Source organism: Streptomyces sp. NPDC058291 (assembly GCF_042880855.1).
In the GTDB taxonomy this organism is placed as follows: domain Bacteria; phylum Actinomycetota; class Actinomycetes; order Streptomycetales; family Streptomycetaceae; genus Streptomyces.
The window spans coordinates 67,605-85,083 of the sequence record NZ_JBHVYK010000021.1 but is presented as its reverse complement, the minus strand read 5'-3'; the positions used below and the strand labels follow the sequence as shown (position 1 = coordinate 85,083).

Annotated in this window: 18 protein-coding genes; 6 read left to right on the top strand and 12 right to left on the bottom strand. The window is 70.1% G+C overall.

The features are described from left to right. The first annotated feature begins 153 nt into the window (after window positions 1-153). Window positions 154-972, top strand: coding sequence for a hypothetical protein (locus ACFVYK_RS13875; protein ID WP_389772785.1), 819 nt, complete (start codon window positions 154-156; stop codon window positions 970-972). Here ACFVYK_RS13875 and ACFVYK_RS13870 read toward each other — a convergent pair. The 7 genes from ACFVYK_RS13870 to ACFVYK_RS13840 all read right to left on the bottom strand — a co-directional run bounded on the left by ACFVYK_RS13870 (window position 950) and on the right by ACFVYK_RS13840 (window position 8,422). Then, complete coding sequence (locus ACFVYK_RS13870) at window positions 950-2,290, bottom strand: NtaA/DmoA family FMN-dependent monooxygenase (protein ID WP_389772782.1); 1,341 nt, start codon at window positions 2,288-2,290, stop codon at window positions 950-952. The genes ACFVYK_RS13875 and ACFVYK_RS13870 overlap by 23 nt on opposite strands. A gap of 229 nt (window positions 2,291-2,519) precedes the next feature. Continuing rightward, a complete protein-coding gene (locus ACFVYK_RS13865) occupies window positions 2,520-3,665 on the bottom strand; it encodes a Gfo/Idh/MocA family oxidoreductase (RefSeq protein WP_389772779.1) in 1,146 nt (381 codons plus the stop codon). Window positions 3,666-3,710: 45 nt separating this feature from the next. Then, complete coding sequence (locus tag ACFVYK_RS13860) at window positions 3,711-4,409, bottom strand: nitroreductase (RefSeq protein ID WP_389772776.1); 699 nt, start codon at window positions 4,407-4,409, stop codon at window positions 3,711-3,713. 275 nt (window positions 4,410-4,684) lie between these two features. Beyond that, window positions 4,685-5,419 carry an NADPH-dependent F420 reductase gene (locus ACFVYK_RS13855; protein ID WP_389772773.1) on the bottom strand — a complete coding sequence of 245 codons (735 nt, stop codon included), beginning with the start codon at window positions 5,417-5,419 and terminating at the stop codon, window positions 4,685-4,687. A 104-nt stretch (window positions 5,420-5,523) separates the two neighbouring features. Then, a complete protein-coding gene (locus ACFVYK_RS13850) occupies window positions 5,524-6,117 on the bottom strand; it encodes a TetR/AcrR family transcriptional regulator (protein ID WP_389772770.1) in 594 nt (197 codons plus the stop codon). Between the two features lie 279 nt (window positions 6,118-6,396). Then, complete coding sequence (locus ACFVYK_RS13845; RefSeq protein WP_389772768.1) at window positions 6,397-7,236, bottom strand: helix-turn-helix transcriptional regulator; 840 nt, start codon at window positions 7,234-7,236, stop codon at window positions 6,397-6,399. 436 nt (window positions 7,237-7,672) lie between these two features. Next, complete coding sequence (locus ACFVYK_RS13840; protein ID WP_389772766.1) at window positions 7,673-8,422, bottom strand: SDR family oxidoreductase; 750 nt, start codon at window positions 8,420-8,422, stop codon at window positions 7,673-7,675. A 243-nt stretch (window positions 8,423-8,665) separates the two neighbouring features. On the opposite strand from ACFVYK_RS13840, the gene istA reads away from it, so the two are divergent. From istA to ACFVYK_RS13815, 5 genes are all read left to right on the top strand, one after another. Then, a complete protein-coding gene (gene istA, locus ACFVYK_RS13835; RefSeq protein ID WP_389772841.1) occupies window positions 8,666-10,096 on the top strand; it encodes an IS21 family transposase in 1,431 nt (476 codons plus the stop codon). 127 nt (window positions 10,097-10,223) lie between these two features. After that, the gene (locus ACFVYK_RS13830; RefSeq protein WP_389772764.1) at window positions 10,224-10,415 is read left to right on the top strand and encodes a hypothetical protein; all 192 of its coding nucleotides are present in this window, start codon (window positions 10,224-10,226) and stop codon (window positions 10,413-10,415) included. 36 nt (window positions 10,416-10,451) lie between these two features. Then, window positions 10,452-10,793, top strand: a complete 342-nt coding sequence (locus ACFVYK_RS13825; protein WP_389772761.1) for a DUF6192 family protein — start codon at window positions 10,452-10,454, stop codon at window positions 10,791-10,793. 193 nt (window positions 10,794-10,986) lie between these two features. Then, entirely contained in the window at window positions 10,987-11,160 is a 174-nt protein-coding gene (locus ACFVYK_RS13820) for a hypothetical protein (RefSeq protein WP_389772759.1), read from the top strand. A 182-nt stretch (window positions 11,161-11,342) separates the two neighbouring features. Continuing rightward, complete coding sequence (locus tag ACFVYK_RS13815) at window positions 11,343-11,681, top strand: SH3 domain-containing protein (protein WP_389772756.1); 339 nt, start codon at window positions 11,343-11,345, stop codon at window positions 11,679-11,681. Window positions 11,682-12,235: 554 nt separating this feature from the next. Here the strand turns inward: ACFVYK_RS13815 and ACFVYK_RS13810 are convergent. From ACFVYK_RS13810 to ACFVYK_RS13790, 5 genes are all read right to left on the bottom strand, one after another. Beyond that, a complete protein-coding gene (locus ACFVYK_RS13810; protein WP_389772753.1) occupies window positions 12,236-12,748 on the bottom strand; it encodes an SRPBCC family protein in 513 nt (170 codons plus the stop codon). An 89-nt stretch (window positions 12,749-12,837) separates the two neighbouring features. Beyond that, complete coding sequence (locus ACFVYK_RS13805; protein ID WP_389772751.1) at window positions 12,838-13,500, bottom strand: 4'-phosphopantetheinyl transferase; 663 nt, start codon at window positions 13,498-13,500, stop codon at window positions 12,838-12,840. A gap of 97 nt (window positions 13,501-13,597) precedes the next feature. Next, window positions 13,598-15,370 (bottom strand): acetyl/propionyl/methylcrotonyl-CoA carboxylase subunit alpha, encoded by a 1,773-nt coding sequence (locus ACFVYK_RS13800; protein WP_389772839.1) that lies wholly within the window; start codon window positions 15,368-15,370, stop codon window positions 13,598-13,600. Window positions 15,371-15,589: 219 nt separating this feature from the next. After that, a complete protein-coding gene (locus ACFVYK_RS13795) occupies window positions 15,590-15,820 on the bottom strand; it encodes an acyl-CoA carboxylase subunit epsilon (protein WP_389772748.1) in 231 nt (76 codons plus the stop codon). Between the two features lie 30 nt (window positions 15,821-15,850). Continuing rightward, window positions 15,851-17,395 carry an acyl-CoA carboxylase subunit beta gene (locus tag ACFVYK_RS13790; protein WP_389772746.1) on the bottom strand — a complete coding sequence of 515 codons (1,545 nt, stop codon included), beginning with the start codon at window positions 17,393-17,395 and terminating at the stop codon, window positions 15,851-15,853. Window positions 17,396-17,479 lie beyond the last annotated feature (84 nt).

The window sequence follows — 17,479 nt, the reverse complement described above, 5'->3', positions numbered from 1 at the left end:
CATGGACATGCGGAGGATCGTCGCAGTGCTGGCCGAGGAAGCTGATCAGCAGATCCACGACCGTGTATGGGAAGTGGAGCCGGGCGACCGCGCACTCGCGCTTGCTACCGAAGCCGGCCTGCGTGAGTCGGCCCGCCGGACGTCCAGGAGGCCTTGCCGCAGATCGAGCGGCTCGAACACCTGCGGGAAACGCTCGCCGTCCTGGCGATCTCCCTCGCGCGGGTGTACTGGGACCGGCGGCAGCGCGGTACCAGGACGACGGAGCACGAAGACTGCCGCCGCCTGCCCCACCCCGGCAAGGCCTCCCTGCTCGACACTCGTGTAGTCCGTATACAGGTCAACGTCGAAGCCCACGCCCGTACGTCGGTCACGCTCGTCGTCCTCCTGGACGGCGGGGCCGACGATGGGAAACCCGTTCTCGCTTCCCGCGAAGGGATACCGCCCGTGGTAGCGGGTGAAGCCGCAGCGGAATCCTCCGCGGAGGCGGAGGTAGATCTGGGCAAGAGGCTGCTGGACTACTACCACACGTTCATGGTGCAGGAAACGCAGTACCCGGGCCATGCTCCGCGACCGAGGCGCTTGGTGCCGACTGGAGGTGGGGGATTTGTTCACCGTGCATGTCGGGTGGGACCACATGGCGGCGCACGAGGGGGCGACACCGCTCACCTGGCCCTGCCCGTCCCATTCTCCGAGGCCAGCGGTTTCGCCCAGCAGACCGTCGTGGAGACCCTCCAGGCAGAAGGCGGTATAGCCGCCGGTGCCGTCCTGGCCGAACATGCGGCAGCCATCTCCGTTCAGGCTGCGTCGGGGACACCTGGAGTGTCGTGCAGGACAGCACTCTGCTTGAGCGGGATGCGTCTCATGTTGATGGCGGCGACGGTTGCCATGCCGTCGCGGAACGCCTGCGCGGTGTCGGACGGCTGGATGGTAGTGGTCTGCGTGGTGGCGGTCATGACGGGGCCGGCTTCGTGAGGCGCGGGTCGAGGCCGTACTGCTCGTGGGCGCCGAGGTTCTCGCGCAGGGTGGGGCCTTCGTAGTCGTCGTGGAACAGGCCGCGTTCCTGCAGGATCGGGACGACCTGGTCGACGAAGGCGTCGAAGCCGTCATGGTAGCCGTCGACGGCGATCGAGAAGCCGTCGCAGGCCCCTGCCTCGAACCACTGTTGCATGTGGTCGGCCACGTCGGCGGCGGTGCCGGCGACCACCGGGTGGTAGTCGATGACACCGTGGGCGAGTACATCGCGCAACGTCCAGCCTTCCCGGGCCACTTCGAGGGCGCGCGTGGAGCGCGGGTCGTGCGGGCTGGGCACGGCGTCGACGAGCTGGTCGGCGGTCAGCGGCTCGTCGAGCTGGGCGAGGCCGAGCGGGAGGCCGATCATCGCGCCGAGGTAGCGGACACGTTGGTTCAGGTCGACGACCTCGTCCAGGAAGCGACGCCGTTCCAGGGCGGCCTGGCGGGAGGCGGCGATGGTCGGCATGAAGCCGGCGAGCATCTTCACCTCGTCCGGGTCGCGTCCGGCGCGCTTGGCGGCGTCCCGCAGGGCCTGGCGCTGGGCGCGGGCGTCCTCGATGGTGTACGGGTTGGCGTAGACGCCGCTGGCGTAACGGCCCGCGAGTTCCAGGCCGTAACTGCCGCCGCCTGCCTGGAAGATGACCGGCTGACCCTGCTCGGACGGAGGGATCGGCAGCGGGCCGCGGGAGGCGGCGTGCTTGCCCTGCAGGTTGACCGGCTGGAACTTGTCCATGTCGGCGAACCGCTTGCCGTCGACGTCGAGCAGCCAGGCGTCCTTCTCCCAGCTGCCCCACAGTGCCTGCACGATCTGGATGACCTCGTGGGCACGCTCGTACTTCTCCGCGCGCGGCGGGATCGTCGCGCCGAAGTTCGCCGCGGCGGCGGGGTCGGAGGTGGTCACCGCGTTCCAGCCGGCCCGGCCGTTGCTGATCACGTCCAGTGCCTTGAACTGGCGGGCGAGGTTGTAGGGCTCGGTGAACGTGGTGGAGGCGGTGGTGACCAGGCCGATCCGCTCGGTCTCGCGCGCGAGGACGGTCAGGACCAGCAGCGGGTCGATCATGTGGTGTGGCGCATGGTGGTCGAGGTCGACGTCCAGCACCGGGGTGTCCGCGATGAACAGCAGCTGGACCTTTCCGCGCTCGGCGGCCTGCGCGTACCGCACGAACTGATCCATGTCCGTGTAGCTCTTCAGGTTCGCACCCGGCAGCCGCCAGGCCCCGGGCGCGGCCCCGTATCCGCCGCCGAACTGCATGCCCAGGACCATCTGTCGGCTTGTCACGGTTACTTCTCCAGACCAGGCGATGAAAAATTGTCAAAACCGTGCAGGCGCCGGGCCCGGGCCAGCCAAGTGGCTGCCCGGGCCCAGGCGCCGGATGGTTCCTGCGGGCGGAGGAACTACGGCCTGTCGAGGACTCCGGGAGTGCAGGACCACGCTCCGCTGCAGCGGAACCCGCTCATCATCCGGTCACCTCGGCAGATCCCTTCCGCCTCCTTCTGAACGGCCCGCGTCAGGGGGCGAGTCGGATGCGTTCGCCGGTGATTGCGGCGCGTTCGATGCTGTCGAGGAGGCGGTGGCGGCGTACGGCGTGCCCGAAGTCGGGTGCCGTGCGGGTCCCCTCGGTCAAGTCGTCGTGGAGGTCGGCGTACGCGTGGGCCAGGGCGTAGCCGGGTTCGTCGGAGCGGCCCGCAATGGAGGGGACCCGCTCGTAGGTGTCAGGGACGGCGAGTGCGGTGAGTCGGGCGTCGTTGCCGCGGGCGCCGTGCAGGGTGACGGGTGCCAGCTGCAGGTGCCCGCTGGACGCGGTGACGATGAGATCGCCGTCGGTTCCGTTGATCTCCCAGTGGAAGTTCGTCCCGCGGGAGGAACCTCCGCGATAGTGGACGGAGGCGACGGCCCCGGTCTCCAGGACTCCCGTGACCGCGAGCTGGTCGGCCGTCGTCATGGTCGTGCTTTCGCCGGTTTCGGCGTTGGTGACGCGGGGGCGGCGGACCGCCGTGGTGGCGGTGATCTCGGTGAACTCACCAAGGACCGTCGACAGCGCGTCGATGGTGTGTCCGAAGGGGATGGTGAGCATGGTGGCCCCGTTGTCCCGGTCGAGCAGGTACTCGCTGCCGGAGGAGAACGTGGGTCCCCAGGCACCGCCGGAGGCGATCATGCTGGTGGACAGCACCTCGCCGACGTAGCCCTCGGCGACCAGGTCGCGCGTATACCGCAGGGCAGGGTTGGCACGGGCCTGGAGGCCCACGAAACCGCGGACGCCCGCACGGGCGGCGAGCCCCGCCAACTCCTCCGCTTCTGCGAGGCCGTTGGCCAGGGGCCACTCGCACAGGACGGTCTTGCCCGCGTGCAGTGCCGCCTCGACGAGCCTGCGGTGGTGGGGGACCTTCACGGTCACCACCACCAGGTCCACTTCGTCGCGACGCACCAGTTCCTCGGCGCTGCCGAAGGCCAGTGGGATGCCGTACTTCTGCCCGGCGGCCCTGGCGGACTCGGCGCTGCTGGCGCTCAGCGCGCGCAGTTCGAACTTTCCCTTCAGTGCTTCCAGGGCCGGCACATGGGCGCGGGCGGCCCAGCCGCCGCGCGCGCTCAGCCCGATGATGCCGACGCCCACGGGAGATTGGAGTGGTTCGGTGGCTGAGACGGTGAATGACATGGTGGTGGGTCTTCTCTTCCTGCCGGTGACGAGCGCAGTGGGCTCTTACGCGTCGAGGATGCTGGGGGTGTCGTGCAGGACCACGCTCTGCTGCAGCGGTACCCGCTCCGTGCGGAGCGTGTTCACCGGTGCCGCCGGGTCAGCCATGCCGAAGGAGATGCCGAACAGCAGCTTGAGCTCCGCGGGGACACCCAGGAACTCGCGGACGGTGTCGGCGTAGACGCCGAGTACGGTCTGGGGGATGCCGGCCAGCCCCCGGGCCGACAGTGAGAGCAGGAAGTTCTGCGCGTACATGCCGATGTCGCCGGCCGTCCGCACCCCGTCGCCGAGCGCCGGCATGAACAGGAAGGCGGCATGGGGAGCGCCGTAGAACTCCAGGTTCTCGCGGACCGCCGCCCGCCGGCCGTGCCGGTCCGAGCGCTCGACGCCCCGGGCCCGGTAGACACTCGCGCCCAGGGCTTTCGACCGCTCGAGGTAGATGCCCTCCTCGCCGTAGCCGTCGGTGAAATCCGGGGAGGTCCGCTCCTCCTCCTCGGCCCGGAGCAGCTCTTTGGCCAGGGCGTCCCGCGCCGAACCCGAGACGACGTGCACGGTCCACGGCTGGGTGTTGCTGTTCGAGGGGGCCCTCTGTGCGTCTTCCAGCACGCCGCGGATGTCGGAAGGGGACAGGCCGGTGGGCAGGAACCGCCGGGGGGAGCGTCGGGAGCGTGCGATATCGGTGAAGGCTGATGCGGTGCCGGGCAAGGCGGTTCCTCTCCATGGCGCGCAGTCCCCGCTTCGGCCACCGCGGCGCGGCGCAGTACGGCAGGCCACGCAAGGAGGCAGCCGGCGTGAGGGCCGGGTGCGGACGCACCCTTGCGGGTACCGGCAGGCTTGCGGATGCTCGCAGGCAGCGGCGTGCCGGGATTGCAGGCCGCAGCGCAGGGACTGGGCGCTCTTCGTGTTCGTCGTGTGTGTTCGTGGCGGGCCGGCGCTGCCGCCCTCGTGCCGTTGCGTGCCCGAGAGCCCTGTCGGGTGACTCAGCGGTGGGCGGCGCGGTTCATCTCGACGATGTCGTCCAGGGTGGCCGTGGCCGGGCGGGCGGCGAGGCGCTCCGGGAGGCTGTCGCGGATGGCGGCGTCCTTGGCGCGGTCGGCCGCGGCCAGGGCCGCCGGCAGCTCGTCGAGGGTCAGCTCGGTGCAGTAGGCGGGGCTGTTCGGCTGCTGGCGCCAGGAGTCGGCCAGCGTGCCGGCGTCGTAGGGGTCGAAGCCGGTGTCGTCCACGAGCCGCATCGCCACCCGCCGCGCCTCCTCAAAGTCGCCGGCGACCGGAATGGCGAGGCGGCCGGGCGTTCCGGCCGGCACGCCCCGGGTCCGCTGGGTTTCGGCCAGGGCGGCGTTCCACGCCTTGACCACGGGGCGCCCCAGCTGCTTCGCGTTCCACACGCTCTCGACCTCGCCGTTGTCCACGGCCTCGATCTGCCCGCTCAGGAACGGATAGTAGTTCGAGGTGTCGATGACGACCGTCTCGGCGGGGACCGAGGCGAACAGGCCGGCCAGCTCCCCCGCCACCCCGAACGGGATGGCCAGGACGATGACGTCCCGGCCCTGGACGGCGTCGGCGAGGTCCGTCGCACGGGCCCCGGATTCCAGCACCTCCGCCCGGACGGCCTCGGGACCGCGGGCGTCGGCCACCTGGACGTCGTGACCGGCCGTGCTGAGCTTGGCAGCGAGGTTCCCGCCGATGGCACCAGCGCCTATGACAGTAATTTTCATGATTTGTCCTTTGGGAGGTTGCACTGCCCCCCGTGGGCAGCGCAATGTGAAGGCCGGGTGGTGGTACCACCTGGTGTTGCGGGGGTCAGGTAGGGGCCCGGCGTCTACGCCTGGGTGTCCCGCTCGCGGTAGCCGCTCGCGATGAGCGTGCGCAGCCGGTCGAGCGGCTCCCCCTCGGTGCCGGTTCCCTTGATCCAGGCGACGGAACAGGCCGCGAGGAACAGGTCGTGCCCGCGCACCGACGCGCGCACGCGCCCCGCGAGCTGCGCGGCGCGCACGTACTCATCGGTGGCGGAGATGAGGATGTCGCAGGGAATCGTGAGCGGGCTGTCCGGCTCCTGCGCCCTGGCCGCGGCCATGAGTGGTTCCGGAAGGCCGCTGTAGGCGCTGAAGTAGTCCTCCATCGCCCGAAGCCACTGCTCCAGCGCCTCGGCGGGGTCGTCGAGCTGCTCGATGTCCGCCTGGCGGGCCACCAGCTCCTCGGATCGCGTCTGCAACACGGCCGCCAGCAGCGCCTCCCGGGTCGGGAAGTGCCGGTACAGGGTGCCGGGCCCGACGCCCGCCTCCTTGGCCACCGCCTCGAGGGAAGTGCCGACCCCGTGCTGCAGGAAGTGACGCTGCGCGGTCTCCAGAAGGGCAGCGCGGTTGCGCTGGACGTCCGCGCGGGGCTTGCGTCCCCGCAGTTCACCGGCGCTCATGCGCCCTCCTGCCTGTCCTGATCCTGCGGCCGCATCGAAACGGATGCTGCCTCCGTATGTATTCGAGAGTAAAACGGAGGCGGCATCCGGTCAAATCGGCGGCCCCCGCCACGGCGCCCGGGCAGCACAGGGGCCCACCTGTCTGGCCGCAGCGCGCAGAGCAAGAGCCGTGCGGAAGTGGGTGGTATCCCAGCGCCCCTGACCGGGTTCGGGACACAGGTCTCCAACTTGTTCGGCCCCTGCTGCGCCGAGCCCTGACCCGTCTCCCGGCCCAGGACGTCAGGGGGTGAGGTGCTGGTGCCCTATGACGGAGAGCAGTTCGAGTTTGCTGTGGCTCTCCGTGCCGGGGCGAGTGGTCAGCACCACCAGGGTCTGGGCGCGGTTCTCGGTGAACAGGAGCTGGGCGTCGACGTCGATGCGGCCGAGTTCGGGATGGAGGACGGTCTTGCAGTCGTCGTAGCGTTGGGCGACCTCCTGAAGTTCCCACATGCGGACGAACTCGGGGCTGTGTTCCTGGAGTTCGGCGAGGATCCGGGCGGCTCGGGGGGTGTCGCTGCCAGCTGTCAGCGCGGCCCGCAGGCGGGCTGCCTGGGCGCGGCCGTGGCGTTCGTGGGTCTCCTCGGGAACCATCAGACGCTCGGCCGGGTCCATGAACCAGCGGTAGTAGCCGCTGCGGGCCAGACCGGTGTGCCGGGTCTGGTCGCCGAGCAGTGCGATGGCCAGGGGGTTCATCGCGAGGGTGTCGAGCAGGTCGGTCTGCACCAGGGCCGGTGAGTCGTCCAGGCGGTCCAGGACCCGCAGCAGCGGCGGGCTGACATGTTCGGAGCGCTGGAAGCGGGCCGGGGCGTTGTGGCCGATGAGCACGAAGAGATGGTCGCGTTCGTCCAGGGTCAGCCGCAGTGCCCGGGCGAGAGCCGCGGTGATCTGGACGGAGGGCTGCGGAGCACGCTGCTGTTCCAGCCGCGCGTAGTAGTCGGTGGACATGCCGGCGAGCTGCGCGACCTCCTCGCGGCGCAGCCCTTGGATACGCCTGCGCGGCCCCTCGACCAGCCCGACGTCGCGGGGCCGCAGCGCTTCACGCCGGTGGCGCAGGAATTCCGCCAGTTCCTTCTTGTCCATGCCCCCATCCTCGCCGTATCCCGGCCGGCTATCCAGAGACCGCCGATCCATGGCTGAGCAGTTCTCTCCCGCCCGCGCGAAGCCGCTCATGAGGCCGACGCCGAGGGCGCTCGCGGCGGGACGACCCGATGGTCCCTTGACCTGCATGACCCGCTGGGGAATTCGCTGACCGTCGACGGGGGACCGTCGACGACGCCCGAGCCTCGTCGCCGGGCCTGGCCGACACGACAATGTGCGCCGTGTCGGACGGGCGCTCGCGTGCCCGTCGGAGCCGGGTCGCCTCCCGTGCGACGGCCGGGGCGACGCGGCGCTTCCCCTGCCGTTCCGCGTTTTCGGTGAGGTCCTCCCCGAGGCGGTCCAGTTCGCGTTCGTCCGTGATGTGACCCGACAGGACCTGTCTGCGTGCTGTTGTTCCGCGTCGGTCACTACAGGTCGGTCAGCTGCTGGCGATCATGGCGAGGACGTCGTCGTAGGAGCCGGTGGCCACCGCGTCGCGGATGAACCTGGCGCCCTCGACGACAAGCTCCTTCGCGTCGGGCTTCTCGCGCAGCAGGTCGAGGGTCTGGGTGAGGAAGTCGTCCAACGGCATGGCGTGGTCGTTGTCCTGCTGGCCCAGCAGGGTCGTGCGCACGCCCGGCGGAACCATCTCGATCACCTGGACGCCGGCGTCGGCACCGGCGAGCTGGATGCGCAGGCTCTCGGAGAAGGAGTGCAGCGCGGCCTTGGTCGCGCTGTAGGTCGGCGTGCTCGGATACGGGACGAACGCCAGCGCGGAGCTGACGTTCATGACGACCGCGTCGTCCTTGCCCGCGAGCAGGGGCAGGAAGGCGTACGTCATCCGGATCGTGCCGAGCAGGTTGACCGTCACGTGATCCTCGGCGACCTTGAGTTCGGCCGGGTCGAGAAGGTTCTCCCGCAGCATGATGCCGGCGTTGTTGACCAGGACGTTCAGCCCCGGGTGACTCGCCGCCACGGTCTCGCGGACCCGGGCGATCGAGTCAGGATCCGCGACGTCGAGGACGAGCGCGTCGATGCCCGGGTGCTCGGTGGTGATCTCGTCGAGGAGCTCCTTGCGCCGGCCGGCGACGATCACCTTGTTGCCGGCCTCGTGCAGACGCAGGGCCAGGCCGAGGCCGATGCCCGAGGTTCCGCCGGTGATCAGGATCGTGTTGCCGGTCATCTTCATGGGGGTCTTGCTCCTTCGGTACGGCGGGCCGGTGAGCGCCCGCGACCTCGACCGTAGGGGCGCCCGCGCAGGGGCGGGAGAGGAAGGTTTATCCATGGATCGGCGCTCCCTGACTGAGCCGTATGGCTTTGTTGGCGAGTTACGAGAGCGCCTGTAACTCAGTGTGGAGAGCGCCCTCTTCCACGGGAGAGTGATGTCGCTGAGTTTTGAGAGCGCCTGGATGCTTGCTTCGGGACCATGGTTGTGCTCTGCACGACGAGGGGTCCCGGGTGCTGCCGAAGTCCAAGGTCGATCTGTAACGCGGCGATCCGCCGTGATGCGAAGGCTGGTCTGTCGAGCCGTGCTCTCCAGCGGAAGTACGGCGTCGGGTTCCTGACGGTGCAGAAGGCGTTGACGTCGGCCTGGCCTGAGCCGCGCAAGAAGCTCCCGCGGCCGACGCGGCTGGATCCGTACAAGCCGTTGATCGACGAGATGCTGCGGGCCGACCTGGATGCGCCACGCAAGCAGCGGCACACGGTGAAGCGGATTTTCGAGCGGCTTCTCGACGAGCACGGTGCGGACGAGATCTCGTACCAGATGGTCCGTGGATACGTCGCTGACCGGCGTGAGGAGATCCGGGTCCAGGCCGGACGAGGTGTGGTGGAAGCCTTCGTCCCGCAGACGCACAAGCCTGGAGCGGAGGCGGAGGTCGACTTCGGCGACGTGACGGTGCGGCTGGCCGGCGAGCTGGTGACCTGCTACCTGTTCGCGTTCCGGCTGTCCTACTCGGGCAAGGCCGTCCACCGGATCTTCGCCTCGGCAGGTCAGGAGGCGTTCTTCGAGGGCCACGTCCACGCTCTCAACACGTTGGGCGGGATGCCGACCGGGAAGGTCCGCTACGACAACCTTAGGGCCGCGGTCGCCCAGGTGCTGGGCTTCTCCCGGCATCGCGTCGAGGCCGAGCGCTGGACCGCGTTCCGCTCCCACTACGGGCTGGAAGCTCTCTACTGCCAGCCCGGAATCCGCGGCGCCCACGAGAAGGGCGGGGTCGAGGGGCAGATCGGCTGGTTCCGCCGCAACCACCTCGTCCCGGTGCCCGAGGTCGCGACGCTCGCCGAGCTGAACGCGATGATCGACCGGTGGGACCAGGAGGACGAGAACCGCCGGATCCGGTCCCGTCCTCGCACGATCGGCGAGTACTTCGCAGCCGAGCAGCCGCTGCTGGCGCCGCTGCCGCAGGAGCCCTTCGAGACGGGTCGGTTCTTCACTCTGCGGGTCGACCGCTACAGCCAAATCAGTGTCCGAACCAACCGCTACTCGGTGCCGGTCCGGCTGATCGGCCGGAGCGTCCGAGCGATGCTGCACGCCTCCGAGCTGATGGTCTACGACGGCCGGGACGAAGTCGCCCGGCATGAGCGGCTGATCGCCAAAGGCGGCACCCGCCTCGAACTGGACCACTACCTGGAAGCTCTCGTGCGCGAGCCCGGCGCCCTCCCGGGAGCGACCGCGCTCGACCAGGCCCGCTCCGCAGGCCGGTTCACTCCCGTCCACGACGCCTGGTGGGACGCTGCCGTCAAGGCCCACGGCGAGCGTGACGGCACCCGCGCGCTCATCGAGGTCCTTCTCCTCGGCCGCCACCTGCCGCACGAGCATCTAGGCCGTTTCTTACGGATCAGCGACCAGCCAGTGGTGTGATGGGTCCATGCGGCGTGAGAACTGTGCGCCCAGGAACCACATAGAGGTGTGGCGTCAACGTGCCCTGCCCGGAGCTCCAGAACAGGTGAGGCTCTGGGCAGTGTTGCGTGGTTCGCTCCTCCCGCTCTTGGTCTGGGCTGTTGTCGCATACGTCGTGTACTTCGTCTACGGCCCAGTCGTGGCGGTGGTCCTCGGCGGACTCTTCGCGGTGTCGTTCCTCGTGGGGTTCGGGCTCCGCCGTAGGGCCGGACACTCCGGTCGATGCAGCATCTCCGGTGCCGTGGGCGGTGTGCTCGACAAGTCCATGGCCGGGTTCTGAGGCGTTGCGGCGAAGGCTGCCCGTCGTTGTACGGGTGTGTTGACTGACGCCCAGTGGGCCTGGATCGAGCCTTTGTTGCCGAACCGGACTCCTCGTAGAGGTGGAAGATGGCGTGACCATCGGCAGGTCATCAATGCCATCGCTTGGAAGTACCGGACGGGATCCCCGTGGATGGATCTACCCGCGGAGTTCGGTTCTTGGAAGGGCGCCTACAGCCGACTGCGGAACTGGGCGATCGACGGGACCTGGCAGCGAGTGTTCAACATCGACCGGTCGGTGGAGTTCCTGGACCTGGTCACCGCCTGCCACGCGTTTGTCGCGGCGGCCGGCCGCGTCGTCCCGGGCAGCAGACCACCGCTCTGCCGCGCTGTCCTGTGAACAACGACCTTGTGCGGGCGCCGCTGGACTGAGCCCCCGCGCACCGTCGTGCACGGGGGCTCAGGAGCATGCCGCCTTCCCGTATCCCTCGCGCAGGCCGCTGCTCGGGCGGTCCTCGTCTCCGAGCCCGCTCCCAGGTAATCCGGAACTGCTGCATGGGCGGATTGGTGATGCTCGCCAACTGCGCCCCGGGATGTTCGTGCAGGCCGTCTGGGAGTGCGCCGGCTCCAGCCTGGTCCGCAGGCTGGGCCCCGCAGACCGGGTCCGGCCGGCACAGCGAGATCTTCACACCCGCCTCGGCTGGACCCTCGTCGAGGTCGGTCCGCGGCTCGCCTCCGCGCCCCGGACCGCCGTCACCGTCTCCTAGGCGTGCCGGGTCGCGGGTGCAACCTCCGGCGCGGGAGGATCGGAGGGCGGCCTTCCCCATGTCGCAGTTCTGTAATAGCAGTTGACGGGCCTCGTCTGCCTGATCTTGACTTCATAGGTCGATTCGCACAGCGTCACACGATGCTCAACGCAAACGGGGAAACCATGCGTGTACGTCGAGCCATGACGGCTCTCTCCCTGACCGCCACCCTCGCTGTTCCGGGGCTGCTTCTCGCTGCCGCTCCCGCCGAGGCGGCCTCCGGCTGCTACATCACGGCGAGCTCGGCGAACATCCGCTCCAAGGCGTCGGCCGGATCCACCAGCCTCGGCGTGGCCTACAAGAACAACAAGTGCACCGAGAAGAGCTCCACCTATGCCGGGGGCTACACCTGGTACAAGGTCAAGATGACCACCGGCAACGCCAAGGGCAAGACCGGCTGGGTCCGGGACGACCTGATTCACGTGCCCGAGGACGACGTCCACACCTGCATTCCTGAGGACACGGCCTGCCACACCGGCTGATCGGCCGGCGCGAGAAGGGGCCCCGCCGCCGTGGGCGGCGGGGCCCCTCGCGTTCTATCCGAGACGGCGAAGTACTCGTCCGTGACCGTCCGGTCGGCGATCCGCGCGTAGACACGCGTCATGGACAACGGCCGGTGACCGAGCTGATGCTGCTGGCCGCCGTTCTGGTCGGCTTGGCCCCGGCCCGCGTAGCCACACCAGCCAGCGGTCCGCATGCCGGTCCCTCACCTCCCACACCCGGCAGCCCGCGAACCGCAGGAACCCCTCCAACACCACCCGGCCCTGCGCGAGCACCCCGTCCGAGACCCCCGCCCCGGCCGACGTCAGCACGAACCGGTCCAGCACCCCAGACCAGGCCACCTGCACACCCCACCCGACCACCCCGCGAACCAACGCTGTTCACACATTCTTGGACCTGCTCGGCGACGGTGTGCTCGCGGGTGGGGGCCCAGGGTGCCGTCGGGCTCGCACGCGAGGAGGAAGGCCGCGACTCGGTCGTGGTGCCGCGTGCATGACGAGCGCGACGCCATGGCCGGTCGGGCCCCATGCGTCGGTTACGCCTCGGCCTCCGCCTTCACGCCGGCCAGCGTCGTCTCGATGCCGGTGCGCAGTCGGGCCAGTCGGCCGTCGATGATCTGTTCCTCCTGCTCCGGGTACTTCTCGACGAAGTCCTGCAGCGGGCCGCGGGCGGTGCCGAGCCGCATGCCGTGCCGCAGGCGCGTACCGGACCCGTCCGCGACCGGCTCCAGCGTGTATGCCCAGACGGCCAGCGGTTCGCCGTGGCTGCGGTCGTTGTAGTAGACGACCTCCCACCGGAAGGTGCGCTGCTCCTCCAGTGCTGCGACGCGGCTGACGGTGTGCCACTCCCCGAGCCCGGCATTGCGGTTGCGGCCGGAGAAGCACGCGCCGACGGCCGGTCCCTCGGCCCCGTCCAGCCACTCCACTTCCTGCAGTTCGGGGCTGTGCCGGGCCGAGGTGGCGATGTCCGACACCAGCCCCCACACCCGCTCCGGTGGAGCGGCGATCTCGATCTCGCACTCCACGTGGGGACCATCGGCAAGACGCATTGCTTCAACCTTCCGAGACAGGACCGTTCCGTTTGCGGCTTCGGCCAGAGTTGTTGATGTTGTTCCGAGAGCCGGCGTCATTGTGGTGATCACGCCGTCGCGTCCACCGTGACCGCGGTCGCGACGACTCCCCGGGCGATACGCCACCGCCCCGACACCGCCGTGAACGGCCCGGGCCGCGACACGGCAGCTTGGAAACCCCCGGCGCGGTCGTGGTCCGCCCACAACTCCACTTCGGCGTCGAGAAAGCCCAGTTCGCAGCGGGCCAGCGGATACCACGCCTTGAAGACCGCCTCCTTCGCGGAGAACAACAGGCACCCCCAGGACACCTGCGGCCATCGCTCCGAGAGCAGCTTCACGTGGTCGTGCTCACTGGGGCCCGCCACCATCTCCAGTACCTCCGCCGACAGCCGGGCATGCGGCTCGGCGTCGATCCCCACCGCGGCCACGCCCGCTTCCGCGCGGGCAGCCGCCGCCGCCCGGTATCCGGTGCAGTGCGTCATCGCCCCTACGACGCCCGGCGGCCACCCCGGTTCACCCCGCGCACCCGGCACCAAGGGCACCGGCGACACCCCCAGGACTCGCAATGACCGCCGGGCAAGCACCCTGACACCCGCGAACTCCCGCCGACGCTTGTCCATCGCCTTGTCCACGACCCGCGCCTCGACGGGAAACAGCGCCCTTCTCCAGTCCCCCTCCCACTCCCCGAACGACTCCATGGCCGCCACCTGCGGCGGGAGCAGGGACGCCATCAACCCGGTTCCAGGGGACGCAGGGGACGCCGGGGACGCCGGGGACACGGGAAACACAGGTGCTCGGTCGGGTTCGTGCCGGTGGATGTTCAACGCTTCATCCCCTGATGGCGCAGATCGCCGCGTTCGCGGTGAGACTCGCGCCGACCCGGGCTTCCAGGCCGACGATCGTGCCGGCCTTGTGGGCGTTGATGGGCTGCTCCATCTTCATCGCCTCCAGCACGACGACGAGGTCGCCCACCGCGACCGTCGCACCCTCTTCGGCCGCGACCTTGGTGATCGTGCCCTGCATCGGCGACGCCAAGGTGTCGCCGGAGACGGCGGACTGGGCCTCGCGGGTGCCGGAGCGGCGTTTGATCCGGCGCGTTCCGCCCGCCGCCGTGCGCGCGCGGGCCAGGCCCAACGACGCCGGGACGGAGACCTCGATGCGCCGGCCGCCGACCTCGACCACCGCGGTCTCGCGGCCGGCCGGCTCCTCGGCTCCGCCCGCCGCGGCGTCGAAGGCGGGGACGGTGTTGTGGAACTCGGTCTCGATCCATCGGGTGTGGACCGTGAACGGCTCGGCGGAGCCGGTCAGTTCGGGGGCGAATGCCGGGTCCTCGACCACCGCCCGGTGGAAGGGGATGGCGGTCGCCATGCCCTCGACCTCGAACTCGGCGAGCGCGCGGCGGGCCCGTTCGAGGGCCTGCTCGCGGGTGGCGCCGGTGACGATCAGCTTGGCGAGCAGGGAGTCCCAGGCCGGGCCGATCACGCTGCCGGACTCCACGCCGGCGTCCAGGCGCACGCCCGGTCCGGTCGGAGGGTGCCACCGGGTGACGGTCCCGGGGGCGGGCAGGAAGCCGCGGCCCGGGTCCTCGCCGTTGATGCGGAACTCGAAGGAGTGGCCGCGCAGTTCGGGGTCGCCGTAGCCGAGTTCCTCGCCGTCGGCGATGCGGAACATCTCACGGACCAGGTCGATGCCGGCGACCTCCTCGGTGACCGGATGTTCCACCTGGAGGCGGGTGTTGACCTCCAGGAAGGAGATCGTGCCGTCCTGACCGACGAGGAACTCGCAGGTGCCGGCGCCGACGTACCCGGCCTCGCGCAGAATCGCCTTGGAGGCGGAGTAGAGCTCGGCGACCTGCTCGTCGGAGAGAAAGGGCGCCGGGGCCTCCTCGACCAGCTTCTGGTGCCGGCGCTGCAACGAGCAGTCACGGGTCGACACGACGACGACGTTGCCGTGCTGGTCGGCGAGGCACTGGGTCTCCACGTGCCGCGGCTTGTCCAGATAGCGCTCCACGAAGCACTCGCCGCGTCCGAAGCCGGCGACGGCCTCGCGTACGGCGGAGTCGTAGAGTTCGGGGATTTCCTCCAGGGTACGGGCGACCTTGAGGCCCCGGCCGCCGCCGCCGAAGGCGGCCTTGATCGCGATCGGCAGCCCGTGCTCCTCGGCGAACGCGACGACCTCGTCGGCGCCGGAGACCGGGTCCGGCGTGCCCGCGACCAGCGGGGCGCCGGCGCGCTGGGCGATGTGCCGGGCGGCGACCTTGTCGCCCAGGTCACGGATGGCCTGCGGCGGCGGGCCGATCCAGACCAGGCCCGCGTCGAGCACGGCCTGCGCGAAGTCGGCGTTCTCCGACAGGAAGCCGTAGCCCGGATGGATCGCGTCCGCTCCGGACTCGCGGGCCGCGGCCAGGACCTTGTTCTGGTCGAGATAGCTGGTGGCGGGGGTGTCGCCGCCCAGGGCGTACGCCTCATCGGCGGCCCGGACGTGAACGGCGTCCCGGTCGGGGTCGGCGTACACCGCCACGCTGTTGATCCTGGCGTCCCGGCAGGCCCGGGCGACCCGGACCGCGATCTCCCCGCGGTTGGCGATCAGCACCTTGCGCATGACGCTCATCCGGCCCTTCCCCTCCCGGCGCTCAGTCGATCCCTCGGTGGATGTGCGGCTCATCGCCCCGCTCCTCCTCCCCTGCCAGCAGCACACGCGTCGGCCAGGGCCGCTCGGAGGGCGCCGCCTCCACCCGTGGCGGTGTCGATTCGGAGCTGTGCATGCCGTCCATGTCCATGTCCCTCTCCGTCTCCTCGTCCCCTCCTCGTCCCCTCCCTGTCAGCCTCTGGTCCCCGGGCTGCTGCGCCAGCTGCCGGGGAAGCGGTAGGGAGTGTGCCGCTCGGGGCGGTCCCACCGGGGGGCGCTCTGGGCGGCGGGGGCGCCGGCGTCCTGCGCCGTCGCCCGGGAGAGCAGCACCACGGTGAGCGCGGCGAGTTCGTCGTCGGTGACGTGGCCGCGTTCGACGCGGACCAGGGGGGACGGGGCGGCGGGGTCGATGACGGTGGCCATGGGGTCAACTCCGTTCAGTTCGGGGCGAGTTCACTGGGGTGGGTTGCCGTGCTTGCGGGACGGCAGTTCGGCGTGCTTGGTGCGCAGCATGGCCAGGGACCTGATCAGGATCCGGCGGGTCTCGGCGGGGTCGATCACGTCGTCGACCAGGCCCCGTTCGGCCGCGTAGTACGGGTGCATCAGCTCGGCCTTGTACTCCTTGACCATGCGGGCCCGCATCGCTTCGGGGTCCTCGGCCGCGGCGATCTGGCGGCGGAAGATGACGTTGGCCGCGCCCTCGGCGCCCATCACCGCGATCTCGTTGGTGGGCCAGGCGTAGGACAGGTCGGCGCCCACGGAGCGGGAGTCCATGACGATGTAGGCGCCGCCGTAGGCCTTGCGCAGGATCAGCTGGATGCGGGGGACGGTGGCGTTGCAGTACGCGTACAGCAGCTTCGCGCCGTGCCGGATGATGCCGCCGTGCTCCTGGTCGACACCGGGGAGGAAGCCGGGGACGTCGAGCAGTGTCACCAGGGGAATGTTGAAGGCGTCGCACATCTGGACGAAGCGGGCCGCCTTCTCGGAGGCCTCGATGTCCAGGACGCCCGCGAGCGACTCCGGCTGGTTGGCGACGATGCCCACGACCTGGCCGTCCATGCGGGCCAGGGTGACGATGACGTTGGTGGCCCAGCGCTCGTGGACCTCCAGGTGTTCGCCGTCGTCGACGATCGACCCGATCACCGCGCGCATGTCGTACGGGCGGTTGCCGTCGGCGGGGACCAGGTCGAGGAGTTCCTCGCAGCGGCGGTCGGCCGGGTCCCCGGTCGCCTCTGCCGGGGGCGTCTCGCGGTTGTTCTGCGGAAGGAGGGAGATGAGGTAGCGGACCTCCGCGATGCAGGTCTCCTCGTCGTCGTAGGCGAAGTGGCACACGCCCGACGTCTCCGCGTGGACGTCCGCGCCGCCCAGGCCGTTCTGGCTGATCTCCTCGCCGGTCACCGCCTTGACCACGTCAGGACCCGTGATGAACATCTGCGACGTCTCGCGGACCATGAAGACGAAGTCGGTGAGGGCGGGCGAGTACGCGGCGCCGCCCGCGCACGGACCGAGCATCACGCTGATCTGCGGGATGACACCGGACGCCTTGGTGTTGCGGGTGAAGATGCCGCCGTAGCCGGCCAGGGCGGTGACGCCCTCCTGGATGCGGGCGCCCGCGCCGTCGTTCAGCGACACCAGCGGCGCACCGGCCGCGATGGCCATGTCCATGATCTTGTGGATCTTCTCGGCGTGCGCCTCGCCCAGCGCGCCGCCGAAGATGCGGAAGTCGTGCGCGTAGACGAAGACCGTGCGGCCCTCCACCGTGCCCCAGCCGGTGACCACCCCGTCGGTGTGGGGTTTGCGGCGTTCCAGGCCGAACCCGGTCGCGCGGTGCCGGCGCAGCGGCTCGACCTCCTGGAAGGAGCCCGGGTCGAGCAGCTGGTCGATGCGCTCCCGCACGGTCAGCTTGCCCTTGTCGCGCTGCCGTTGGGTGGCGGCGGCATCCGCTCCCTCGGCGATCACCTGCTTGAGGGCCACCAACTCCTCGACGCCGCTAAGCATGTCGTCCCCCTCTTGTCTCCTCGGGCGTGATCCTGGCGGCCCCGGCAGGCCCCGCGCGGCCGGGACCTACGGGGGCGGTCACCG